Consider the following 23,126-nt stretch of genomic DNA (forward strand, 5'->3'; position numbering starts at 1 on the left):
CGCGAGCGTCAATACTCGTGCTCGTAAACGACGCCCGCTTCACCCGAGCCATTTCCGCCCGCAGCACCGCGAAGCTTCACACCGCGGCCGACATCGAGATTGATGATCGCCTTGGCACCGGCCGCACCGCCTTGCTGCAGTTCAAAATAGGTGCGCTCGTTGAGATAGCGGCCGACGCTGACGCTGGTCTGGCCCTTTTCATCGGTACTGATGTCGAGATCATCCACGCCAAGCTGGTTGCGCAGGCCCTCGAAAAGCGAGGTCGACCGGCCACCGGCGAGCTGGCTGACTGCATCGGCAAGCTGAGCGATCTGCACCGGCGAAAGCTTTGACATCGACTGTCCGAAGATCAACTGCGCCAGGACTTCATCCTGCGGCAGGGCCGGTGACGACGAGAAGGTGATGGCCGGGTCGGTCGCCAGGCCACCGACATCGACCGTCAGCGTCGTCGTGCCCGAGGTCGAGCTTGCCTCCATATCCAAAGCAGGGGTCAGGTTACCTGCGAAGGTGATGCGGCTCTTGTCGGTGAAGTTCATGCGGCGGTTCAGGATCGTCAGGCGCCCACGCCGCATGGTGAAGCCGCCGGAGACGATCGGGGCTGCTGCCGTCCCCTTGATGGTCAGACTGCCGCCAAGCTCGGAATCGATACCGCGGCCACGAACGAAGATCTGCGACGGCGCATTGAGCTGAAGATCGAGCGTGATCGTCGAAGACTTTTCGCCGGGCTTCGGCGGGCTTTCGTCGCGCAGTTGCTTGAGCACCGCGGCGGGCGCGTGGATGTGCCTGATGTCGATTTCGCGCAGCGAGGTCGGCAGCTTTTCCGGCACCGTGACGGAGGCCTTCTCCAGATCGAGGCGTCCGCTCAAGGTCGGGTTGGACAGCAGCGGACCACGCAGACCGACGGTGCCATCGACTGTTGCGACGACGAGCGTGCCGTCGACATAGACGGCCTTGTCCAGCTTGACGTCGATATTGACGGGATAACCGCCATTCGGCTGAATGCCGATCGTTCCGGTAGCCGAGATCGCGCCGCCGCTCGCCAGATTGGCGCTGAAGCGCGAGATCGTCGCCTGCTGGCCGTTCATGGTGACGCTTGCAGTCAGGTTACTGAGGGCCAGGTTGCGGCGAACGTCGATCAGCTTGGCGCCGCTGGTGTTGACGCTGCCGTTGATAACGGGACCGCCGGCATTTCCGGTAATGCGAAGATCGATATCCGCCGCGCCTTCTGCAACGAACCCTTGCTGGGCGAGCTGCGCGCCGAGAATGGCGAAGGGCAGGTTGCCGCGGAACTGCAGGTTCAGCGCTTTCTGCCCGGTGATACCGACACTGCCGCCGCCCTTCATCGACAGGCCGCCGTCGCCGGAAAGGCCGGTATCGATGGTCAGCGTGTTGCTGGCGAGCTTTCCATTGGCGGTGATGCCGAGTGGCGCAAGGCCAGCGCTCTTTGTCTGACTGGTCTGCGCATTCTTCCAGTTGAGCTTGAAATCGACATCGGGGATCGGAAGCTTGCCCGCGGCATTGGCGCTGCCCGAAATTGCCCCTTCGGCATCAAGATTGGGAACGAAGGCGTTGGCGATGCCGGCCGGCAGATTATTGATGTCAGCGTCGGCGCGCAGCGAATTCGCCTGAGGGCCGGCAACCTCGAAGCTGCCCTTCGCCTTGACCGACAGCGAACCGCTGCCGTTGGCGTTGACGTTGAAATTCAGCGTATTACCAGAAAGTCGGCCATCGGCCGTGACGCCGAGACCGGTAACATTGGCGGCCTTGGTGTGACTGGTCGCGGCGTTCTTCCAGGCAAATTTGAAATCGGCCGCCGGATTGGGGAGCTTTCCGTAAGCCCTGGCGGTTCCCGAAATCAGTCCTTCGGCCCCAAGGCCCGGTACGAAGGGGTTGGCAAGGCCGGCTGGCACGTTGGTGATGTCGGCATCGACCGAAAGCGCGTTGGCATCGGGGCCGGAGATGGCAAAGTTGCCGGTTGCCTTCAGCGACAGGCTGTTCTTGCCGCTTGCCGCCGCGTCGAAATTGATGCGGTCGTCAGCGAACTTGCCCTTGGCGGTGACGTCGAAGCTGGCGAGCTTGGCTTTCTTCGTCTGATCCGTCGCGGCATCCGTCCATGTGAGGTCGAAGTCGGCATTCGGTCTCGGCAATTTGCCGGAGGCCTTGGCCGTTCCCGATATCAGACCCTCGGCGCCAAGGCCGGGAACGAAGGGATTTGCCAGCCCGGCCGGTACATTGCCGATCGTGGCATCGACGGAGAGGCTGTTTGCATCGGGACCGGCAACGGTGAAGCTGCCCGCTGCCTTCAGCGATAGGCTGTTCTTGCCGCTTGCTGCGGTATCGAAATCGAGCTTGCTGTCGGCAAACTTGCCCTTGGCGGAAACGTCGAAACTCGCAAGCCCCGCCTTCCTGGTTTGGCCGGTCGCGGCATCGGTCCAGGTCAGGTCGAATTCGGCGCTAGGGCGTGGCAGCCTGCCGGAAGCCTTGCCTGTCCCTGAAATCAGTCCTTCGGCGCCAAGGCCCGGAACGAAGGCATTTGCCAGCGAAGCCGGGGCGTTGCTCATGTCGGCATCGACTGTCAACGTATTCGCTTCGAGCCCTGCAACGACGAAGTTGCCCTTGGCTTTCAATGCCAGGTTCTTTGCGCCGGTGGCGTCGACGTCGAAGGCGAGCTTGTTTTCGGCGAAGGTGCCGGTCGCGCCGATGGCCAGTTTGGCAAGGCCAGCCTTAACCGTCTGGCTGGTTGCCGCGTCTTTCCACGACAGGTCGAACTGAGCAGTGGGGTCGGGCAGCGTGCCGGATGCTTTGGCGGTGCCGGATATGACGCCGGCGGCACCGAGATCGGGAACGAAGGCGTTGGCGAGCCCCGCTGGCACGTTGGCGATTTCGGCATCGACCGACAGGGCCTGGGCTTTGGCGCCGGCGACCATGTAGTTGCCCGAGGCCTTCAGGGATAGTCCCTTGCCGCCATCTGCGGTGGTTTCGAAATCCAGTCTGTTGTCAGCGAGCTTGCCGCCTGCGGCGATCGCGAAACCGGAAAGACTTGCGGCCTTGGTCTGGCTTGTCGATGCGTCCTTCCAATTCAGCTTGAAATTCGCGACGGGGGCTGCCGGAGTGCCGGTTACCGTGACCGTGCCGGAAATGCTGCCTGCTGCCTCCAGCTTCGGGACGAAGGTGTTGGCGAGGCTGGCAGGCAGGTCTTTGATCGTCGCATCGATATCGAGTGTTTCTCCGGCCGAGCCCGAAACGCTGACCGAACCCTCACCGGTGCGGATCGTCAGGCCATCCAGCTTTGCTGCTCCACCTGCGATCGTTACGGCGGTCGGCGCAGAAAGCTCGACGGCAATGTTGCGCGGCTTTGCCGATAGCCGGTCGAGCTCGATCTTCATGCTGCCGTCGTTGGTCTCGACGGCACCGGCGGCGACCAGCGGATTGGCATCGTAGACGGATGTCAGATCGAAATTGGTGCGGTTCTGCTGCTGCGTGAAATTGACCGCCAGGCCGCTTATGGTGTTAGCGCCCGAAGAAATCTCGTCGGCTTTGATGATCCCGTTCGCCGCGAAGGCCTTCAGATCGCTGACGGTGATATCGATATCCGGCTTCACCAGCGACAGGCCGTCGCGCCTGACGCCGCTGCCGCTGGCCTTCGCCTTGATGGAGATTTTGCCACCGTCATTGGCGATGTCGAAGGCCCCCTTCAGATCGCCCTCGGCACGTTGTCCTGCCAAGGCTGCCAGCAGGCCGACATCCGGAAAATCGAAATTCAGCTTGCCGCTCGGCAGGAAGGATGGCGTCAGCTCGATATTGCCGTTCAGCTTGTTGCTGCCGGCATCGATGGAGATCGACGGAATGCTGGTCGTCCCGTCTTTCGACTGGACATTGGCATTGATCGCCAGCGGCTGGCCGTCGATCGCACCTTTGGCGCTGACCGTCGCCTGCGGCGCATCGGGATCGGCGGTTCCGGAGAGAGTGACGTCTAGACCCGAGAGCGTACGGCCAGCGGTCTGAAGCGCCGCAGATTTCAAGTTCGCCTTGATGGCGAGCGCGGTCAGTGGGCCACTGATATTGGCCGTGTAGGCCAATTCGCCGCCGGTATCCTGAACGAGCTTGCCGATATCGGGAAGCCGTCCGCTGAGATCGGCCGCCAGCGTACCGCCGTCGAGGGTGACGTTCCCGTTGGTTTCCAGGCTGCCCGATTTCACCACGAGGTTCGACAGATTGATCTTCGAAGGGATCGTGCCTGCAACCTGTGTCTCGATCGAAATCGGCGTGTCGAAACGCGGCGCGATCGCCACCGGGAGGGCCGCCGGTTCGATCGTCAGCTTGGCGTTGCCTGTGAGCGCCTGGCTCTCGAGTCTGTAGGTGCCGTTGACGCTGCCGCTGGCATTGGCGCTTTCGAATGTCGTGCCGTTGAAGCCGATACTATCGGGCGCGACCTGCAGCGGGGCTGCCAGCGTGACTGGCCCCTGAACCGCCCGGTTGATGTCGGGATTGATGAAGGCCGTATCGCCGGCCACAAGACGGATCTGGACGCCGCCGCTTTTCTTGGCGATGTTGAAGGCATCGCTCTTGGCCGTCAGCTTGACGTTGCTTGCCGTGGCCTGAGGAACGGTGATCGCGTCCAGGGATGCGCTGGCATTCAGCCGGGCGGCCTTGGCGTCGCCGGTCAGGGCGACGTTGAGGCCGCTAACGAGCAGGCGCGCTTCACCCTTTTCAAGCGGCCAGCGGAAGTCGACCGGGCCGGATGTGCCAAGAACATTGGCATTCAGGCTGTTGTTGCCTGCCGGATCGAGCGTGCCGGAGGCGGCTATGACGACGCTTCCGGTGGCGATATTGCCTGTCTGGATGTCGATCTTGCCCTTGTTATCGAAAGTGGCGGCCAGATCGATATTCGTCTGCCCTGCAAAGAGCGGGCGGAAGGGTGGGGGCAGGAGCGAGCTCAGATCGCCGCCGCCTTTCAGGTTGATCTGGTGAAGACCCTCCGGCGTCAGCACATGCTGACCTTCGATCGAAGCGCGGGGCTGTCCATCGAGGGCCGCCAGCAGCTTGGCCTTCCAGTTCGAAATCGGCCCGTCGCCATCGATCGACAGATTGACGGATGGATCGCCCGGCAGCGACAGCAACGTCGCCATCACGCCGCCCTTCGGTTCGGCAAGCTGAGCCTTGAGGCGAAGGTGGTTTTCCTCGGGCATGAAGGCAACGTCGGCGTTCAGCTTGGCGTCCGGCACCGACTGGCGATTGACGTTGAGAACCGCGTGGCCGCCGCTCTGATCGGCCTGGAGATTGCCGCCCGCGACCAGCGTGAAGGCGCGGCCCACAAGCTGCTCACTGAGATTGATCTGCGGCAGCGCGATGTTGTCGATATCGATCTTGATGGGCAGCTTGAAGCCGCCTTCCTCGCCGGTATCCGGCGGCGACGGCAATGTGCGCACCGGCTTGCGGACGACGGTGATCGACTGGATGCCGATCTGCTTGGCGTGGAACGTGCCGGTCAGCAGCGCCAAGGGATTCCAGTTGACGGAGATTCCTCTCGCTTCGGCGAAAACACCACGGGTGTCCGATATCGTGATCTGTGCAGCATCGAGGCCGCCTGTCAGCAGGCTGCCAGGCTCGCGGATCGAGACGTTCATGTCCCGGTTGGAGATGATCTCCGCGACCTTTTCGGTAACGATGCGTGAGCCGAAGGAAGTGAAGCCGAAAATGACGATCGCAATCGCGGCAACGACAAGCACGAGGCCAAGGCCATAGCCCAGCAGCCTTACAATCCAGTTCATGAGTTTCGTCAGTGCTTGCATGAAGGCGGACACTATCCCGTTCGCATGGCGGTGCAACGGGTTCATCCGCTGCGTTTCCCGCCGTTAGAATGATTGGCCTATGCCGGCGTAGATCCCATAGGCCGTGCCATTTTCGTACTTGTTCAGCGGTACGGCAAAATCAAGCCGCAGCGGACCGAAAGGCGTGGCATAGCGGATACCGACACCGGCGCCGGCACGGAAATCGCCGAAATCGGGGAAGGTGTCTGCCGAAACCGTGCCGACATCGATGAAAGGCACGATGCCGATCGTATCGGTGATCCTGACGCGTGCCTCCAGCGATGCGGCCACATAGGACTTGCCGCCGGTCGCCTCGTTGTCGGCGTCGTAGGGCGAGATCTCCTGATAGCCGTAGCCGCGCACCGAGCCACCACCGCCGGCAAAGAAACGGCGGGTGGCGGGAATGTCCTGCGACTCGCCCCCGACCAGGAAACCTGCAGCCACCTTGCCGGCAAATACCACGTTGTCCTCCTGGCCGATCGCCTGATAGCCCGAGATCGAGCCCTCGAAGGAGGAGAAGATGGTGCCGTTGAAGGCTTCGTAGCTCGGCGTTGCCGCGAGTGTCGCGCGGTAGCCTTCCGTCGGATTGAACTTGTTGTCGCGGGCGTCGCGCTCGTAGGTCAGTGGCAGAGCGAAGGTCAGATACTCGTTGTTGCCAAAGGCGTCGTCGTCTTTTTCGTAGCTGATCTCGGCCGCGGCCGACACGGTATCCTGATCGCTGAGTTCGTAGGAGTAACCGAGTGAGCCGGTGATCAGAGAGGCATTGTAGGCATCCGGATTCTCTGTCTTGGCGAGGATCGATGCCTTGAGCGTTCCCGCTGGGAAGAAGGCGCCCGGTTTGGTGAAGGAAATGCCGGTCGAATAGTCTAGATTGCTGATGTCGTTCTCGCCGAGTCGGCCGACTGTTCCTTCGATACGAAGCGATTCCGCCTCACCGAAAAGATTGCGATGGCCCCAGTAGCCCTGCAGGCCGAAGCCGTCGATCGTCGAGTAGTTGGCGCCGAAGCCGAAGTAGCGCTGCTTGCCTTCCGACACCTCGATGGTCATCGGTAGCGTACCATCAGCAGCGAGCTCATTGGCTTCGTGAATGGTGACGCTCGAGAAGACGCCAAGTGCACGCAGACGGTCTCCGGCTTTCTTCAAGGCCTCGGGCGAATAGGCTTCGCCGCGGTTGAGCCGCGAATAGCGCTGGATGAAATCGGGTTTGACGGTCTTTTCACCGGTGACGCCAACGGTACCGACAGGGGCAACGGGGCCGCCATCCGTGGTGATGACGATATCGACTGTGCTTGTGCGATGATCGGCAACGACCTCGCGCTTCGTCAGCTTGGCAAGCGGCCGTCCTTCGCTCTTCAGCTGCTCGACGATCTTGTCGCCGGCCTTGATGATGACGAGCGAGCCCGCCTCTTCGCCGGGCGCCAGATCGTAGTCTGCGGGATTGCGCATCGCTGCATCGCCGCCGAACTGGACGTCGCGTACGTGGAAAACCGGCCCCGGATCGACATTGACGTTGACAGTGACCGGCTTCGACCGGTCGAAAACAGGATTGGGTGGCAGGTTGTCGATATTCTTGCCATCGACGGTGATGGTCACCACGCCGCCATAACGTGCCTTTTCATACAGGGTGGCGATCAGCCGCTCGCGGTCGTCGCGCGCCTTGACGACGACGCCGAGATCGCCGGAGACCGGCTTGTCCTTGTCGCCGACCAGGCGCGAGCTGTTTTGCAGGGCCTCCGTGAGATCAGGATCGGCCGTGCCTGCTGTCAGATCGACGTCGTAGCGCACCGGATCAGGAACCTGTTCCGCTTCGCTGTCGTCCTTGCCGAATATCGTTATGCCAAACAGCTTGAAGGCGTATGCCTCATCGACCAATGCAGGCGAAAACGCGGCCGTTGCCGCGATCACCATCATGGTGCCTGTCCGCCGATACGCGAAACCCGCTTTCGGTGTCGTCCCTCTGATCTGCATCCGCCGCTTTTGGTTACATGGAAAATGAAGCTTCGCGTTGCCCAGCCGCGGGCACCTTAGCGGCAAAAATGCGAAACGTGTACCAATTTAAGTTGTTGGCGGGCTAATTTAGTACAGAAAATGAAAAATCCCGGCGCTGGCCGGGATTTTTGTGTCGGTGAATTTGACGCTTAATAGCCGCCGCGCGGGCAGTCGTCGATGTAGCGATTGCCGTTTCTGTCACGATAATAGCACTGGCCGGGCTGCTCGGCGACACGGCCGATCAGCGCACCGGCGACGCCGCCGATCGCTGCGCCGACTGCGGCACCACGGACATTGCCGGTGGCAACACCACCGATCACAGCGCCGGAAGCGGCGCCAATGCCGGCACCCTGCTGAGTCGGCGTGCAACTCGCGATCGAGAGGCCGACGAGTACGAATGCGATAATCTTCTTCATTTCCATCTCCAAAAGGTTCGCTGCCCCCTGGCAGCAGCCGTCCCTCACGTGTTTTTGTTTTTGTCACGTAGGCTGCAAACTATGTCGTAAACAAAGCGTGTCCAGCAATCTCCACAAAGTTTGTGGTCACGCTTCGTTTCATAACGTTTCAGGAGAGCCCCGTTCTATCGGACTTCGGCAGTGAAGCAAAATTGATACAACTCCCTAAAGTAGCGGTTGATCCTAAAGGGAAAAGGTCAAATGATGCCGCTTGTGCCTGGAGGAGGCACGAGGAGGACATCATGGCGAAAGTCAAACTGACGGTGAATGGCCGCGCGGTGAGCGGCGACTGTGAAGAAAGAACGCTTCTCGTCCATTTCATTCGCGAAAAGCTGGGGCTGACAGGCACCCATGTCGGCTGCGATACAACGCAATGCGGTGCATGTGTCGTCCATCTGGACGGTAAGTCGGTGAAGAGCTGCACGATCCTGGCCGTCCAGGCCTCCGGCTCTTCGGTGACGACCATCGAGGGGCTTGCCGCAAATGGCGAGCTGCATCCCGTTCAGGCGGCTTTCAAGGAACATCACGGCCTTCAATGCGGCTTCTGTACGCCCGGCATGGTGATGGCCTCGGTCGATATGATCAACCGCCACGGCGGCCATCTCGACGAGGAAACCGTCCGCCACGAGCTAGAAGGCAATATCTGTCGTTGCACCGGCTATCATAACATCGTCAAGGCCGTGCTATCCGCCAATGCCGAAATGCATGGCGGCGCCAAGCAGGCTGCCGAATAGCATCCCCTGAATTCGTCTGGCAGCTGCCGAACACAATTCTCTTTGGCGGAATGCCAGGCCCGAAACCCCATTGGAGGACATCATGGGTGTTGAAGGAATTGGTGCACGCGTCGCACGCAAGGAAGACAAGCGGTTTCTGACAGGCAAGGGCCGCTATACCGACGACATGGTCGTTCCGGGCATGAAATATGGCTATTTCATCCGCAGCCCGCATGCTCATGCAAAGATCACCAATATCGACGTCGCGGCTGCCAAGGCGATGCCCGGCGTTATCGACGTGCTCGATGGTAAGCAGCTGCTTGCCGATGGCATCGGCAATCTGATCTGCGGCTGGATGATCCATTCGCGCGATGGTTCTCCGATGAAGATGGGTGCGTGGCGGCCACTGGCGGTGGATACGGTCCGCTATGTCGGCGATGCCGTGGCGATCGTCGTTGCCGATTCGCTCGGCGAAGCGCGGGATGCTGCCGAAGCCGTCAGCATCGACTACGAGGAGCTTCCTGTCGTCACTGAAGCCGTCGAGGCCTTGAAGCCGGGCGCGCCGCAGATCCATCCTGAATCATCGGACAATCTGATCTTCGATTGGGTGATCGGCGATGAAGGCGCGACCGATCAGGCAATTGCGGCGGCAGCGCATGTCACCGAGATCGAACTCACCAACAACCGTCTGTCGCCCAATCCGATGGAGCCGCGGGCGGCGCTCGGCATCTATGATTCCGCCGAAGACCACTACACCTGCTACACGACGAGCCAGAATCCACATGTCGCCCGTCTGGTGATGAGCGCCTTCTACAATGTGGCGCCGGAGAACAAGCTCAGGGTTATTGCGCCCGATGTCGGCGGTGGTTTCGGATCGAAAATCTATATCTATCCCGAAGAGATCGTCTGTCTCTGGGCCTCGAAGAAAACCGGCGTTCCGGTGAAGTGGAATTCCGACCGCACCGAAGCCTTCCTGACCGATGCGCATGGCCGCGACCACGTTTCCAAGGTGAAGATGGCCTTCGACGGGGATCATCGCATCATCGGGCTGAAGGTCGATACGATCGCCAATCTCGGCGCCTATATGTCGCTCTTCTCCTCGGCCGTGCCGACCTATCTCTATGCGACGCTGCTGTCCGGGCAGTATGCGATCCCGGCGATCCACGCCAATGTCCGCACCGTCTACACCAATACGGCGCCCGTCGATGCCTATCGCGGGGCCGGGCGGCCGGAGGCGACCTATCTGCTGGAACGGACGATGGAGACCGCAGCGCGCGAGCTCGGCATTTCTCCGGCCGAGCTCCGGCGGAAGAATTTCATCCGCTCCTTCCCGCATCAGACGCCCGTGATCATGATGTATGATGCGGGCGATTACGATGCCTCCCTAGACGTGGCGATGCAGGCTGCCGACTGGAATGGCTTCGAAAGCCGTCGTGCGGAGGCAGCGAACCGCGGCATGAAGCGCGGGATCGGCATGAGTTGCTATATCGAAGCCTGCGGGATTGCGCCGTCTCAGGCGGTCGGCTCTCTCGGCGCCGGTGTCGGGCTGTGGGAATCGGCGGAAGTGCGTGTCAACGCCGTCGGCACGATCGAGGTGCTGACCGGCTCGCACAGCCATGGCCAGGGACATGAGACGACCTTTGCCCAGCTGGTGGCGGATCGTCTCGGTGTTCCCATCGACAGCGTTTCCATCGTCCACGGCGATACCGACAAGGTGCAGATGGGGATGGGCACCTACGGCTCGCGCTCGGGTGCCGTCGGCATGTCGGCAGTCGTCAAGGCACTCGACAAGGTCGAGGCCAAGGCGAAGAAAATTGCCGCGCATCTGATGGAAGCTGACGAGAGTGACATCGTCATCGAAAACGGTGAGCTGAAGGTGGCCGGTACCGACAAGGTGCTGCCGTGGTTCCAGGTGGCGCTTGCTTCCTACACCGCCCACAATCTGCCGGCAGGCATGGAGCCGGGGCTGAAGGAAACGGCCTTTTACGATCCGTCGAACTTCACCTTCCCGGCGGGATGCTACATCTGCGAAGTCGAGGTTGATCCGGAAACGGGTCATACCAAGATTATCCAGTTCGTTGCTGCCGATGACTTCGGCAATATCGTCAACCCGATGATCGTCGAGGGACAGGTGCATGGCGGCATCGCGCAGGGTATTGGACAGGCGCTGCTCGAAGGCGTCCACTATGACGAGAACGGGCAGCTGCTGACGGCGAGCTACATGGATTATGCCATGCCGCGCGCCGATGACCTCCCCTCCTTCAAGCTGTCGCATCAGAACACGCCCTGCCCGAGCAACCCGCTCGGCATCAAGGGTTGTGGCGAGGCGGGGGCGATCGGGTCTCCGCCGGCGCTGATGAATGCGATCACCGATGCCATCGGCAACAATATGCTGACCATGCCTGCCACACCGCAGAAGGTGTGGATGGCGGCACGTGCGACCAATTGAGGAGGAACGGGCATGTACGAATTGAACTATCACCGCGCCTCTTCGGTCGATGAGGCGGTCAAGCTGATCGCGGGCAAGCCGGAGGGCAAGTTCGTTTCCGGCGGTATGACGCTGATTGCCACCATGAAGCAGCGGCTCGCCGCGCCGAGCGACCTTGTCGATCTCCGGCATATCGATTCGATGAAGGGTATCAAGGTCGATGGCCGCAAAGTCACCATCGGCGGCGCGACGACGCATGCGGAAGTCGCCTCGTCCACGGCGATTCGCAGCGTGCTTCCGGCCTTTTGCGAACTGGCGGGGCTGATCGGCGATCCGCATGTCCGGCATATGGGGACGATCGGCGGCTCGATCGCCAACAATGACCCGGCTGCCGACTATCCGGCGGCAATGCTGGCGCTCAACGCGACGATCGTGACAAGCAAGCGCCAGCTGCCAGCGGATCAGTTCTTTACCGGGCTGTTCGAGACGGCGTTGGAGGACGGAGAGATCGTCACCGGCGTCAGCTTCGATGCGCCGGAGAAGGCCGGCTATGCCAAGTTCCGCAATCCGGCCTCGCGCTATGCGATCACCAGCGTGCTGGTAACCAGGTCAGGCGGCACTGTCAGGGTCGGAATCGCCGGGGCGGGCAGCAACGGTGCGTTCCGGCATGGCGGCCTGGAAGCGGCTCTCACCGCCAACTGGTCGCCCGATGCCGCGATGGGGGTTCAGGTCGATGCCAACGGCCTGCTGTCCGATCTGCATGCCAGCGCCGAATATCGCGCCAATTTGATAAAAGTCATGACGAAGCGGGCCGTTGCTGCTGTAGGTTAGTCGCAACGAGTGGCATTCCGGATGTGTCAACCCAGCCGCTTTATAGGCTGGGTTGAAGCTTTTTCGTCTGGAATGATTCAAAAATATGCGCCTTTTGCCGCAGTTGATGGTAAAGGAGGCGCCATGGGTTGACGCGCGGCGGTGTGCTTAGCAAAACGGTCGCGTGATACTGGAGCATATGCATGGATTTCGAAGCGTTTTTCAAAAGCGAGCTTGATGGTCTTCATTCTGAAGGCCGCTATCGCGTTTTTGCCGACCTTGAGCGCCACAGCGGACAGTTTCCGCGTGCGACGCGTCACACGGCCGACGGCCCGAAAGACGTAACGGTCTGGTGCTCCAACGACTATCTCGGCATGGGCCAGAATCCCAAGGTGATCGAGGCGATGAAAGCCGCCATCGACCACTGTGGCGCGGGTGCGGGAGGCACCCGGAATATCTCTGGCACCAACCACCACCACGTTCTGCTCGAGCGCGAACTTGCCGATCTGCACGGCAAGGAAGCAGCGCTGACCTTTACGTCGGGCTATGTCTCTAACTGGGCGGCCCTTGGCACGCTCGGCGGCAAGATCCCCGGCATGATCATTTTCTCCGATGCGCTGAATCACGCCTCGATGATCGAAGGCATTCGCTACGCCAAGTGCGAGAAGGTGATCTGGAAGCATAACGACATCCATGACCTCGAAGCCAAGCTGGCGGCCGCCGATCCCAAGGCGCCGAAGCTGATCGCTTTCGAAAGCGTCTATTCGATGGATGGCGATATCGCGCCGATCAAGGAAATCTGCGACCTCGCCGACAAGTACGGCGCAATGACCTATCTCGACGAAGTCCATGCCGTCGGCATGTACGGCCCGCGCGGCGGCGGCATTGCCGAGCGCGAAGGCCTGATGGACCGGATCACCGTGATCGAGGGCACGCTTGCCAAGGCCTTCGGCGTCATGGGCGGCTATATCGCTGCGTCGACGGCGCTTTGCGACTTCATCCGCTCCTTCGCCTCGGGCTTTATCTTCACGACCTCGCTGCCGCCGGCGCTCGCTGCCGGTGCGGTCGCTTCGATCCAGCATCTGAAGGCCAGCCCCTTCGAGCGTGCCCGCCATCAGGACCGGGTGCGCAAGCTGCGCCAGCTGCTCGACCAGCAGGGCATTCCGCATATGCCGAACCCGAGCCATATCGTGCCGGTGATGGTTGGCGATGCCGCGAAGTGCAAGTGGATCTCGGATCTTCTGCTCGACAATTTCGGCGTCTATGTTCAGCCGATCAATTATCCGACGGTGCCGAAGAAGACCGAGCGCCTGCGCATCACGCCGACGCCGCAGCATTCTGATGCCGATATCGAACATCTGGTCGGCGCGCTGCATTCGCTCTGGTCGCGCTGTGCGCTGGCAAGGCATGTCGCCTAAGAAAAAAGAAATAACGTAATAAAAATGGCCGCTTAAGCGGCCATTTCCTTTTGAGCGATGATTTCGCCGGCGCGGCGTCGTGCCTCGTCATCAGCTGCGAAGACGTCCTCCATCGTCGTGGCCGCCTTGTGGCTGATCATCATATCCATCACGCGCTCGGCAATATCGGCCATCTCAAGGAAGCCAATCCGGCCATCGCAAAAGGCGTGGAAGGCGATCTCTTCCGCAGCATTCATGACGGCGCCCTGCAGGCCGCCGCGTTCCAGCGCTGTGCGTGCCAGCCGCAGTGCCGGGAAGCGCACTTCATCCGGCGCCTCGAAATCCAGACGCGCCAGCTTGGCGAAGTCCAGCCGCTCGACATCGAGCTTCGAGCGGTTCGGATAGGTCAGCGCATAGCCGATCGCGGTGCGCATATCCGGGCAGCCGAGCTGCGCCAGCACCGATCCATCGACATAGCCGACCATCGAATGGATGACCGACTGCGGGTGGACGATGACCTCAACCTGATCAGGACGAACGTTGAAGAGGTGCTTAGCCTCGATCATCTCCAGCGCCTTGTTGAACATCGAAGCGCTGCCGATCGAAATCTTCAGACCCATCGACCAGTTCGGATGGGCGCGGGCGATATCGGCGGTGACGCCTGCCATCTGCTCGCGCGTCCAGGTGCGGAACGGACCGCCCGAAGCGGTCAGAACGATGCGCTCGACGGCATGATGCTGGTCATCTTCCAGCGACTGGAAGATGGCGCTGTGTTCGCTATCGACGGGGATCAGCCGTCCGCCGCCTTCGGAAACGGCCTTGACGAAAAGCTCGCCTGCTGAGACCAGGCATTCCTTGTTGGCAAGCGCGATGTCGGCGCCACGCTTTGCGGCCTCCAGCGTCGGCGCCAATCCCGCGGTGCCGACGATTGCCGCCATCACCAGGCCGGCATTGCGCGTGCCCGCTTCGATCAGCGCATCACGGCCTGCAGCGACCTCGATACCGCTGCCTGCAAGCGCGTCCTTGAGGGCGCCGTAGCTTGTTTCGTCGGCAGTGACGGCGAGTTCGGCGCCGCAGGCAATCGCCTGCTCGGCGAGCAGCGCTACATTGGCATTGCCGGTGATTGCGACCACCTCGAAAGCATCGCGGCCGCCAAGCTGCTTGACCACATCGAGCGTGTTGACGCCGATCGAGCCTGTCGAACCAAAGATGCTGAGGCGCCGCGGCGCGGTGAGGCCGGTCTTCATGCGCGTGTCTTATCCAGAGCCGTCATTTGCCTTCGGCTCTACAGGGCTTTGGGTGGTGCGGCAAGTGTGCAACGCAGCAGTTTTCTCTCGCAACGGGGTTTACAGAGCGGCGCTCGGATGTGACTCTTGTAACATCCATGGAGGATGACGGGATGCGTGGCCTGGACGGCCAGAGCCGCATTCCAGCGCTTGGGCGCACCCGGCAGACGGCACTGCGGTGCCCTGCCACTTCAAAAATTGGGAGGAATGAACGGACGCATTTCGCGATGCTTCCGCATGGTTCCCGCGTCTCGGCGCTCCAAAAGGCAGACTTTGATGACGTTGCTGAAGCTGACAATTCTATGCGCCGCCTGGCTTGCCCAAACGTTGCCGGCGCGGGCCGACAATCTGTTGATCTGGAACCCGGTGCAGGTGTCCGATCAGGCCTACAAGGCAACGATGGGGTTTCGTCTGCCGTTCGAGTGGGAAACCAGCGCCGGTGCCGATCTCGGCTTGTCGGCAACCGATGGCGATGCGATCCTCAAGGGATCGGAGCAGGCGACACTCTGGGGCAAGATCAGCAAGGTGAGGGCGACCCCGGCCGGACCGGCGCAGCAATCTGCCGGTATTCGCGTCGATACGCTGCGCGGCAGCGGCTCGCTGATGCTCAGCCGTTCGAAAAACTTCATTCTCTCCGACTCGCTTGATCTCCAGACCAGCCGCTTCGTCAATGTCGGCTTTGATCCGGTGGCCGCGCGTCAGACCTCGGTCACTGCGAGCCAGGCGATGAAGCTGATTTACCCCTGGACGGGAACAGCGCTGACCGCCAATGGCAGCGTTACCGGCCTCGGTCAGGATTTTTCGAGCTCCGTCGGCGTCAGCCAGAATATCCTGCCGAATCTCAATTTGAACGCTGCCGTCAATGATCCATTGTCCTCAAGCCGCTCGGCAAATGTGAATATCAACTACCGGGTCACCTGGTAGGATCTGAACCAACCGCTGCCTCCGGCGTTTCTCTGCCATTGCAAAAGGAGGAAGGGTCATGGTTTTCAAGGAAGCCACTTTTCACGGCAAACAGCCGGAGATCGAAGCCGAGTTTGTCAATCACGCGACGCTGGAGATTGCGGCAGCCGAGGCGTTGGCCGTGGCCGGGAGCATCGATGCGTCCGATGTTCAGGTGACGGCCGAGAATGAAGAGATCGTATTGACGGGCACTGTCGGCACAGTCGAAGAGATCGAGCGGGCGACTGCGGTGGTCAGCTCCGTCAAAGGTGTCCACGGTGTCCGCAACCAGATCCTGCTCGGTTGATGCCCGGCGTTAACCATTAACAAAAGATTAACGCTCTGTAATTGGACGCTCCACGGGCAGCGGCATAGGTTAAAGCCAAATTTCCTGGTTTTACCGGAGGTGCCTATGCATCGCATGGAAGAGATCAACCGCAGAACATGGAGCAACCCGCTCGCCCGGCGCGACTACCGGTCGAGCACTGGCTTCATCAATGAGGGTGAACGCGTGGTTTTCGAGATCGCTCGCAATCGCGGCGCGGGCGCGCGCATCCTCGACATCGGTATAGGCGGCGGCCGCACCACTGGATTGTTTCAGCCGGTGGCCGCTGACTATGTCGGTATCGACTATACGCCCGAGATGGTGGCGCTAGCGCAGCGCAACTACCCTTCAGCCCAGCTGGAGCACATGGACGCCCGCGATCTTTCACGCTTTGCGAAGAGCAGCTTCGACATCGTGGTCTTCAGCTATAACGGCATCGATTCCGTCGATGCGGATGGGCGCAAGGCAATTCTTGGTGAAGTATCCCGGGTGCTGAAGGCTGGCGGCACCTTCGTGTTCTCGACCTTCAACCGCAATTGGCATGGGTTCGGGGAAAAGCGCGCGCGCTCGTCGATCGTCTGGTCGAACGATCCGCTGAAGCTCGGCTTTCGCCTGGTGAAACATGCCGTCGGGCTGGTGCGCGAGCGTCGGTTCGCGCCGCTGGAACAGCGCGATGGCGAACATGCCATTCTGCTGCACCGCGCGCACGATTTCGGTATCATGGTCTACGCAACGACGCCGGAGCAGCTTCGGTTTCAACTCGGCGAGAGCGGCTTTGACAGCGATCCGATGCTGTTTTCAGTCGATGGGCAGTTGCTGCGCGGCGAGACGTTGCCGGACGAAGAATATTTCCACGTCGTTGCCTACAAGCCGGCGCTCAGCTGATCAGCCGGCGAAGCGCTCCGCCAGGAAATGCGAACTGCTGGTCGCTCCGGCCAGGCGGTCGGTCTTCTGGGTGGTCGTGGTGCCGTGCGGCTGGTAGGCCAAGGCAACGATGACGGCGCTGATGGCGATATAGCCGATCGCAAGTAGCGTGAGTTTTTGACGCATGACGGGAACTCCTGTTCTGCCAGCTTAACGCCGCCCCAGCGGCAAAGTTCCAGCCCGGCAAAGCGCAAAGAAAAACCGGCCTCTGACGGCCGGTTCTCCAATCTTGAGAAATAAGTCTTAGCGGCAGACGCGGGTCTTCTTGACGACCCAGTGGCCGTGTTCGTGGAAGCGGGCCGTCTTCACGTAGCAATGCGTCGCCACGTGGTGCATCGGCTTGTGCCAGCGGTGTGCCGGCGCGCGCTCGGTGGTGGTTACGGTTACGTTTGCTGCCTGTGACGGCGCGGTGGTCGAAACAATGGCGGCTGCTGCAAGCATGGATGCAAGAATAAGAGATTTCATGGTTTTGGCCTTTCGATTAACCGGACGATCGACTCGCCAATCACACGCCTGGTTCCAACCTTACGAAATATTTAGGTTTTTCGCCCTGGAGCGGCTATTGTCCGGCCTTACGCAATTTCTGCGTGGGGTATGCGGAAAAGCAATTCCGGCATCGAGTGCGGCCAATAAGCAACGGTCCTGCCTTCGAATTGTCCCCTTTGCGATCAGAACGTTAAGAACGTTCTTCATTGCGCATGGAAACAATGAAGGCCGCTTGGATCGTTCTGCGATCCCATACGTTATTTGTGGCTGGGTTTGCTTGCCGGTGCGGTTTCGATCAGAAGCTGCCGGTGCCATTTGAGAAGGAGACCATGATGAAAAAGACCATTGCGATGGTAATTGCAGCAGCTTCGCTTACGCAGGCTTGCGTCACGGCGGCGAGCGCTGCCGATATGGTCCGGACCTACGAGGAACCGGATACGCGCGGCGGCGTCAAGATCGGCATGCTGACGTGCGATATCGGCGGGGGCCTCGGCTATGTGCTCGGCTCCGCGAAGGAAGCCGATTGCGTGTTCAGCTCGACGATCGGCAATGAAGTGACCGATCATTATACCGGCGATATCCGCAAGCTCGGCATCGACCTCGGCTTCACCACCCGCAGTCGTCTCGTCTGGGCCGTCTTCGCCCCGACAGCCGGCTATCACCGCGGCTCGCTCGGCGGCCTTTATGTCGGCGCCTCTGCAGAAGCAACCGTCGGAGCCGGCGTCGGCGCCAACGTGCTGATTGGCGGCACGGCAGGTTCGATCCACCTGCAGGCACTCAGCGTGACCGGCCAGCTTGGCCTGAACGTTGCGGCGGGTAGCGCGTCGATGACGCTGACTCCGGGCTGATCAAATCGCCGACACCCCTTCCGCTTTGTCGGGAGGGGTGTGACTGCATTGCTCAATACAGAATTTCGCCAACTATCTATCCTTGCCGTATTGAAACCGAATATCTCTGTCGAATAGCTTCGCATTCCAGTTGCAAAGCAATCCGTGCGAGATGAGCATGAAGGTTCCTGTAGGGCTTACATTTGTTGTCGTGGTTGTATGGAGTTTCTGGGTAATGCTGCCCAGATTTTTGTCGCGCGTTGGCTTTCCAGTTGAGATGGAAACGCTCGCCCAATGGGGTGACAGCTTCGGTGGCTTAAACGCTGCGTTTTCGGCTGCGGCAGTTATAGGCGTTCTCGTAACGCTTCGAATGCAATCCAAAGAAATTAGCGACCAGCAAGGTCAGATTGACAAGCAAAATGATAGGTTCGAAAGAGCAGAATTTGAAACAACTTTTTTCCAGTTGTTTCAACTATCGAGGGAATTGAGGGATCACGCCAGCTTTTCTGTCAAGGGCGCGTCGCCGGCGTCCGGCCGGTCTGCCTTCGAAGCAGCTGAAAAGCATATGCAAGGTTTACTGACTTCAATCTATATGTATCCCAATGACGCAGGTGATGTCCAAGCACTCATTAAACGGACCTACGAAGAAGACGTTCACCGCTTTGCAGAAAATTCTTTTGGGCCTTATTTTAGGGTGCTCTACACCATCCTTCGACGCATCTCCGAAAATCAATTGTTGGGTGAGCATGAGAAAATTCGCTACGGCAATCTTGTCCGAAGTCAGCTGAGTTCTCCTGAGGTGGCTCTTATAGCTGCAAATGCTTTGACAGAAGCGTCGAACGATTTTCGAAAGTTTGTTGTTGAATTTCGCTTGCTGAAATACCTACCGAAAGGCGCGTATAGAGGGCTACTAGAAAAGATTTATCCGGTGTCGGCTTTCGAAGCGCGCGATTGATGCAAAATGAATCATTAGTAGTGGTGATTCCGACGCGATTCGAACGCGTGACCCTCAGATTAGGAATCTGATGCTCTATCCTGCTGAGCTACGGAACCACTTGGGGCTCATGCATACAAAAGGCTTGGCGGGAAGCCAAGCCTTTTTCAGTCCGGTTTTCAGTATAGATCAGGCGCCGAGGCGCTGTTCGGCGAGGCGCACCCAGTAAGAGATGCCGTGGGTGATAACCTCATCATTGAAATCGTAGGCCGCGTTGTGGAGGCCTGCGGTGTCACCATTGCCGATGAAGATGAAGGCGCCCGGGCGGGCGTTCAGCATGTAGGAGAAATCCTCGCCTCCCATCATCGGGTCGATTTCCGGGTTGACGTTGGCCGCACCGGCGATGTCGGTTGCCGTTGCGATCGCGTGGCCGGTCTCGGCCGCATGGTTGACGGTCACCGGATAGTTGCGATGGAAGGCGATGTCGGCTTCGGCGCCGTGCGCTGCAGCAAGGCCGTTGATGACCTGCTTGAAGCGGCTTTCGGCGATGTCGCGCACTTCAGGGTCGAGCGTGCGGATCGTGCCGGCGATCTGGGCATCGTTCGGAATGACGTTATGGGCAAAGCCGGCATTGAATTTGGTGACGGAGACGACGACCGAGCGCAGCGGATCGACGGTGCGTGCGGCGATCATCTGCAGGTTGGCGACGATCTGGGCGCCGATGGCGATCGGGTCGATCGTGCGGTTCGGCTGGGCCGCGTGGCCGCCGCGGCCCTTGATGGTGACGGTGAACTCGTCCGTGGCCGCCATGATCGGGCCCTTGCGGATTGCGAACTGGCCGACGGGCAAGCCCGGCAGATTGTGCATGCCATAGACTTCCTCGATGGAGAACCGCTCCATCATGCCGTCCTTGACCATCAGGTTGCCGCCGCCGCCGCCTTCTTCGGCGGGCTGGAAGATGACGGCGACGTTGCCGTTGAAATTACGCGTCTCGGCCAGATATTTGGCGGCGCCGAGCAGCATGGCGGTGTGGCCGTCATGACCGCAGGCATGCATCTTGCCCGGCGTGGTCGAGGCCCAGGGCTTGCCCGAGATTTCGGTCAGCGGCAGGGCGTCCATATCGGCGCGCAGGCCAATAGTGCGGCTGCCGCCGCCATTTCCCTTGATCAGGCCGACGACGCCGGTGCGGCCGATGCCGGTGACGATTTCGTCGACGCCGAACTCCTTCAGCTTTTCGGCGACAAAGGCTGCCGTGTTCTCCACCGCGAAAAGAAGCTCCGGACGGGCGTGGATGTGACGGCGCCATTCGGTCACTTCGTCCTGCAATTCAGCGGCTCTGTTCAAAATCGGCATGCTCAAATTCCTGTACCGGTAACGGGCTGTTCTGCGGCAGAGATAGCGGCTGCCGCGAAAAGAACTTATTCAATGGCCTTTGCCATGTCATGGCCATATACGTTAAATAGTGAAGGTTTCGAGATTTTCCGGACATCTTAAGGACTAGACGTGTCGACGCGCCAGAATCGTTTGTTTGCCGCCCTGCGGCCGGTCTCTTTCGCCGTCAGTGCCACTGCCGCACTGCTTTCTTCGGTTCCGCTTGCGCAAGCCAATCCGCATATTCTCGTCGATGTCCAGAGCGGCCGCGTGCTGGAACATGAAGAGGCCTTCCGCAAATGGTATCCGGCCTCGCTGACCAAGCTGATGACCGTCTATACGACATTCGATGCCATCCGCTCCGGCCAGATCAGTCTCGATACGCCGATCGTGATGAGCAAGCAGGCCGCAGCGCAGCCTGCCGCCAAGATGTATTACAAGCCGGGCCAGAAGCTGACGCTCGACAGCGCGCTGAAGATCCTGATGGTCAAGTCGGCCAATGATATCGCCGTCGCCGTCGCGGAAGCGGTGGCCGGAACGCAGGATGCCTTCGTGCTGCGCATGAATGCGGAAGCCTTGAAGCTCGGCATGACGGATTCTCATTTCGTCAATCCGAACGGACTTCCGGGCAAGGGCCAGTACACGACGGCGCGCGATCTTGCGGTCCTGACCGTCGCGCTGCGCCGCGATTTCCCGCAATATTCGGGCTATTTCGCGCTTGAAGGCTTTACCAACGGCAAGACCAATACGCCGAGCATCAATCTGCTGATCGGCCGTTTTGCCGGTGCGGATGGCATGAAGACCGGGTTCATCTGCGCTTCGGGTTTCAACCAGATCGGCTCTGCCACCCGGAACGGACGCACCGTGGTTTCGGTCGTGCTCGGTACGGACAGCCTTGCGGCGCGCGCCGATGCGACCGCCAATCTGCTGGAGAAGGGCTTTGCAATGCCCGCCGGATCAAGTGCAACGCTTGCCTCGCTGAAGCCTTACGGGCCGGGGCAGGATGCCGTGAGCGATATCAGCGCCGAAATCTGCAGCGCCAAGGGCGCCAAGGTGCGCAGCGAAACGCGCGATGAGGTTGGCCGCATGAAGGTGCAGTCGCCTTACATTCACGAGATGGACCACGAGCCGAATTTCGTCTTCGCCGGGCTGATCCCCGGGCAGGATACCCAGCCTGACAAGGGTACCAAGGCGGACGCGATGGGCGATGCCGCCAATATCCCCGTGCCGCTGCCGCGTCCGACGTCGTTCTAAGGGCAAATCCCATGAGCCTGCATGCAGACCGGATCCCGGTCACCATCCTGACCGGTTTTCTCGGTGCGGGAAAATCGACGCTCCTGAACCGGATCCTCAAGGATCCGGCGATGAAGGATGCGGCCGTCATCATCAATGAATTCGGCGATGTCGGCATCGACCACCTGCTGGTCGAAAGCTCCGGCGACGCGATCATCGAGCTTTCGGACGGCTGCCTGTGCTGCACCGTGCGCGGCGAGTTGGTCGATACGCTTGCCAATCTGATGGATGCGATCCAGACCGGCAAGGTAAAGTCGGTGAAGCGCATCGTCATCGAGACGACAGGGCTCGCCGATCCGGCGCCGGTCATGCAGGCGATCATGGGCAATCCTGTTATCGCCACGAATTTTCAGCTCGATGGCGTCGTTACCGTCGTCGATGCCGTCAACGGATTGCAGACGCTCGACAATCACGAGGAAGCCCGCAAGCAGGTGGCTGTGGCCGACCGGCTGATCGTCTCGAAGCGGGCGATGGCTGGTGGCGAAGGTCTTGGCGCGCTTGAAGCGCGGCTGCGCGATCTCAATCCGCGGGCGGCTCTGATGGATGCCGATGACGAAGAGACCGGCAACGCCGGCGTGCTCGTCAATGGCCTCTACGATCCGGAGACGAAGATTGCCGATGTCGGCCGGTGGCTGCGCGATGAAAACGCGCATGATCATCACCACCACGATCATCATCACCATCATGGTCACGGCCACCATCACCACCATCATGACCATCACCACGATGGACAGGATCCGCATGATGTGAACCGTCACGATGCCTCGATCCGGTCTTTCTCGATCATCGAAGACAAGCCAATCGATCCGATGGCGCTCGAGATGTTTATTGATCTCCTGCGCTCGGCGCATGGCGAGAAGCTGCTCAGGATGAAGGCGATCGTTGCGGTTTCGGATCGGCCGGACAAGCCGCTGGTGCTGCATGGCGTGCAGAACATCTTCCATCCGCCGGTACGCCTGTCCGCCTGGCCTGATGAAAACGACCGGCGCACGCGCATGGTGTTGATCACCAAGGATCTGCCCGAGGACTTCGTCAAGACGCTGTTCGATGCCTTCCTCGGCAAGCCGCGCATCGACACGCCCGACCGCGCGGCGCTGGAATCCAATCCGCTTGCCATTCCCGGCATGAAGATCTGA

The 23,126-nt window shown here is 60.4% G+C and carries 18 protein-coding genes and 1 tRNA gene; 11 read left to right on the top strand and 8 right to left on the bottom strand.

All coding sequences use genetic code 11. From position 1 onward, the window contains the following. Positions 1-8: 8 nt before the first annotated feature. The 3 genes from AC1DV9_RS11470 to AC1DV9_RS11480 form a co-directional block, all read right to left on the bottom strand. Complete coding sequence (locus AC1DV9_RS11470; RefSeq protein ID WP_477947866.1) at positions 9-5,792, bottom strand: translocation/assembly module TamB domain-containing protein; 5,784 nt, start codon at positions 5,790-5,792, stop codon at positions 9-11. 63 nt (positions 5,793-5,855) lie between these two features. Further along, positions 5,856-7,778 carry an autotransporter assembly complex protein TamA gene (locus tag AC1DV9_RS11475; protein WP_477947868.1) on the bottom strand — a complete coding sequence of 641 codons (1,923 nt, stop codon included), beginning with the start codon at positions 7,776-7,778 and terminating at the stop codon, positions 5,856-5,858. A 170-nt stretch (positions 7,779-7,948) separates the two neighbouring features. Then, positions 7,949-8,215, bottom strand: a complete 267-nt coding sequence (locus AC1DV9_RS11480; RefSeq protein ID WP_112385738.1) for a YMGG-like glycine zipper-containing protein — start codon at positions 8,213-8,215, stop codon at positions 7,949-7,951. Between the two features lie 281 nt (positions 8,216-8,496). Here AC1DV9_RS11480 and AC1DV9_RS11485 point away from each other — a divergent pair, with 281 nt between their 5' ends. The 4 genes from AC1DV9_RS11485 (at position 8,497) to hemA (ending at position 13,623) form a co-directional block, all read left to right on the top strand. Beyond that, positions 8,497-8,988, top strand: coding sequence for a (2Fe-2S)-binding protein (locus AC1DV9_RS11485; protein ID WP_310296221.1), 492 nt, complete (start codon positions 8,497-8,499; stop codon positions 8,986-8,988). Positions 8,989-9,070: 82 nt separating this feature from the next. Further along, positions 9,071-11,416, top strand: a complete 2,346-nt coding sequence (locus AC1DV9_RS11490; protein ID WP_477947870.1) for a xanthine dehydrogenase family protein molybdopterin-binding subunit — start codon at positions 9,071-9,073, stop codon at positions 11,414-11,416. Positions 11,417-11,428: 12 nt separating this feature from the next. Continuing rightward, on the top strand, positions 11,429-12,226 hold the full coding sequence (locus tag AC1DV9_RS11495; RefSeq protein ID WP_477947872.1) for an FAD binding domain-containing protein: 798 nt from the start codon (positions 11,429-11,431) through the stop codon (positions 12,224-12,226). Between the two features lie 182 nt (positions 12,227-12,408). After that, positions 12,409-13,623, top strand: coding sequence for a 5-aminolevulinate synthase (hemA, locus tag AC1DV9_RS11500; RefSeq protein ID WP_112444569.1), 1,215 nt, complete (start codon positions 12,409-12,411; stop codon positions 13,621-13,623). A 32-nt stretch (positions 13,624-13,655) separates the two neighbouring features. On the opposite strand, the gene dxr is transcribed toward hemA, so the two are convergent. Beyond that, on the bottom strand, positions 13,656-14,849 hold the full coding sequence (gene dxr / locus AC1DV9_RS11505) for a 1-deoxy-D-xylulose-5-phosphate reductoisomerase (RefSeq protein ID WP_477947874.1): 1,194 nt from the start codon (positions 14,847-14,849) through the stop codon (positions 13,656-13,658). Positions 14,850-15,164: 315 nt separating this feature from the next. Between dxr and AC1DV9_RS11510 the strand changes: the two genes are divergently transcribed. The 3 genes from AC1DV9_RS11510 to AC1DV9_RS11520 all read left to right on the top strand — a co-directional run bounded on the left by AC1DV9_RS11510 (position 15,165) and on the right by AC1DV9_RS11520 (position 17,040). Next, positions 15,165-15,812: a hypothetical protein gene (locus AC1DV9_RS11510; RefSeq protein WP_477947876.1), complete on the top strand. Its 648-nt coding sequence runs from the start codon at positions 15,165-15,167 to the stop codon at positions 15,810-15,812. A 58-nt stretch (positions 15,813-15,870) separates the two neighbouring features. Further along, on the top strand, positions 15,871-16,137 hold the full coding sequence (locus AC1DV9_RS11515) for a BON domain-containing protein (RefSeq protein ID WP_112386161.1): 267 nt from the start codon (positions 15,871-15,873) through the stop codon (positions 16,135-16,137). A gap of 105 nt (positions 16,138-16,242) precedes the next feature. Next, positions 16,243-17,040, top strand: a complete 798-nt coding sequence (locus AC1DV9_RS11520) for a class I SAM-dependent methyltransferase (protein ID WP_477947877.1) — start codon at positions 16,243-16,245, stop codon at positions 17,038-17,040. On the opposite strand, the gene AC1DV9_RS11525 is transcribed toward AC1DV9_RS11520, so the two are convergent. Continuing rightward, complete coding sequence (locus tag AC1DV9_RS11525; RefSeq protein ID WP_310296205.1) at positions 17,041-17,205, bottom strand: hypothetical protein; 165 nt, start codon at positions 17,203-17,205, stop codon at positions 17,041-17,043. Between the two features lie 117 nt (positions 17,206-17,322). Then, entirely contained in the window at positions 17,323-17,544 is a 222-nt protein-coding gene (locus tag AC1DV9_RS11530; RefSeq protein ID WP_112386159.1) for a hypothetical protein, read from the bottom strand. Positions 17,545-17,897: 353 nt separating this feature from the next. On the opposite strand from AC1DV9_RS11530, the gene AC1DV9_RS11535 reads away from it, so the two are divergent. Together AC1DV9_RS11535 and AC1DV9_RS11540 are read left to right on the top strand one after the other, a co-directional pair. Beyond that, complete coding sequence (locus AC1DV9_RS11535) at positions 17,898-18,413, top strand: DUF992 domain-containing protein (protein ID WP_477947991.1); 516 nt, start codon at positions 17,898-17,900, stop codon at positions 18,411-18,413. A gap of 157 nt (positions 18,414-18,570) precedes the next feature. Continuing rightward, complete coding sequence (locus AC1DV9_RS11540) at positions 18,571-19,347, top strand: putative phage abortive infection protein (RefSeq protein ID WP_477947879.1); 777 nt, start codon at positions 18,571-18,573, stop codon at positions 19,345-19,347. 21 nt (positions 19,348-19,368) lie between these two features. Here the strand turns inward: AC1DV9_RS11540 and AC1DV9_RS11545 are convergent. After that, positions 19,369-19,445, bottom strand: a tRNA-Arg gene (locus AC1DV9_RS11545). Between the two features lie 70 nt (positions 19,446-19,515). Beyond that, positions 19,516-20,679: a M20 aminoacylase family protein gene (locus AC1DV9_RS11550; protein WP_477947881.1), complete on the bottom strand. Its 1,164-nt coding sequence runs from the start codon at positions 20,677-20,679 to the stop codon at positions 19,516-19,518. Positions 20,680-20,829: 150 nt separating this feature from the next. Between AC1DV9_RS11550 and AC1DV9_RS11555 the strand changes: the two genes are divergently transcribed. Next, positions 20,830-21,951 (top strand): D-alanyl-D-alanine carboxypeptidase family protein, encoded by a 1,122-nt coding sequence (locus tag AC1DV9_RS11555; RefSeq protein ID WP_477947883.1) that lies wholly within the window; start codon positions 20,830-20,832, stop codon positions 21,949-21,951. 11 nt (positions 21,952-21,962) lie between these two features. Next, the gene (locus AC1DV9_RS11560; RefSeq protein ID WP_477947885.1) at positions 21,963-23,126 is read left to right on the top strand and encodes a CobW family GTP-binding protein; all 1,164 of its coding nucleotides are present in this window, start codon (positions 21,963-21,965) and stop codon (positions 23,124-23,126) included.

This window comes from Rhizobium sp. 01L410, assembly GCF_056400165.1.

Excerpts from the sequence above, each read along its gene's own strand:
- AC1DV9_RS11470 (WP_477947866.1), bottom strand. The coding sequence starts at position 5,792 with ATGCAAGCACTGACGAAACTCATGAACTGGATTGTAAGGCTGCTGGGC.
- AC1DV9_RS11475 (WP_477947868.1), bottom strand. The coding sequence starts at position 7,778 with ATGCAGATCAGAGGGACGACACCGAAAGCGGGTTTCGCGTATCGGCGG.
- AC1DV9_RS11480 (WP_112385738.1), bottom strand. The coding sequence starts at position 8,215 with ATGAAGAAGATTATCGCATTCGTACTCGTCGGCCTCTCGATCGCGAGT.
- AC1DV9_RS11485 (WP_310296221.1), top strand. The coding sequence starts at position 8,497 with ATGGCGAAAGTCAAACTGACGGTGAATGGCCGCGCGGTGAGCGGCGAC.
- AC1DV9_RS11490 (WP_477947870.1), top strand. The coding sequence starts at position 9,071 with ATGGGTGTTGAAGGAATTGGTGCACGCGTCGCACGCAAGGAAGACAAG.
- AC1DV9_RS11495 (WP_477947872.1), top strand. The coding sequence starts at position 11,429 with ATGTACGAATTGAACTATCACCGCGCCTCTTCGGTCGATGAGGCGGTC.
- hemA (WP_112444569.1), top strand. The coding sequence starts at position 12,409 with ATGGATTTCGAAGCGTTTTTCAAAAGCGAGCTTGATGGTCTTCATTCT.
- dxr (WP_477947874.1), bottom strand. The coding sequence starts at position 14,849 with ATGAAGACCGGCCTCACCGCGCCGCGGCGCCTCAGCATCTTTGGTTCG.
- AC1DV9_RS11510 (WP_477947876.1), top strand. The coding sequence starts at position 15,165 with ATGACGTTGCTGAAGCTGACAATTCTATGCGCCGCCTGGCTTGCCCAA.
- AC1DV9_RS11515 (WP_112386161.1), top strand. The coding sequence starts at position 15,871 with ATGGTTTTCAAGGAAGCCACTTTTCACGGCAAACAGCCGGAGATCGAA.
- AC1DV9_RS11520 (WP_477947877.1), top strand. The coding sequence starts at position 16,243 with ATGCATCGCATGGAAGAGATCAACCGCAGAACATGGAGCAACCCGCTC.
- AC1DV9_RS11525 (WP_310296205.1), bottom strand. The coding sequence starts at position 17,205 with ATGCGTCAAAAACTCACGCTACTTGCGATCGGCTATATCGCCATCAGC.
- AC1DV9_RS11530 (WP_112386159.1), bottom strand. The coding sequence starts at position 17,544 with ATGAAATCTCTTATTCTTGCATCCATGCTTGCAGCAGCCGCCATTGTT.
- AC1DV9_RS11535 (WP_477947991.1), top strand. The coding sequence starts at position 17,898 with ATGAAAAAGACCATTGCGATGGTAATTGCAGCAGCTTCGCTTACGCAG.
- AC1DV9_RS11540 (WP_477947879.1), top strand. The coding sequence starts at position 18,571 with ATGAAGGTTCCTGTAGGGCTTACATTTGTTGTCGTGGTTGTATGGAGT.
- AC1DV9_RS11550 (WP_477947881.1), bottom strand. The coding sequence starts at position 20,679 with ATGCCGATTTTGAACAGAGCCGCTGAATTGCAGGACGAAGTGACCGAA.
- AC1DV9_RS11560 (WP_477947885.1), top strand. The coding sequence starts at position 21,963 with ATGAGCCTGCATGCAGACCGGATCCCGGTCACCATCCTGACCGGTTTT.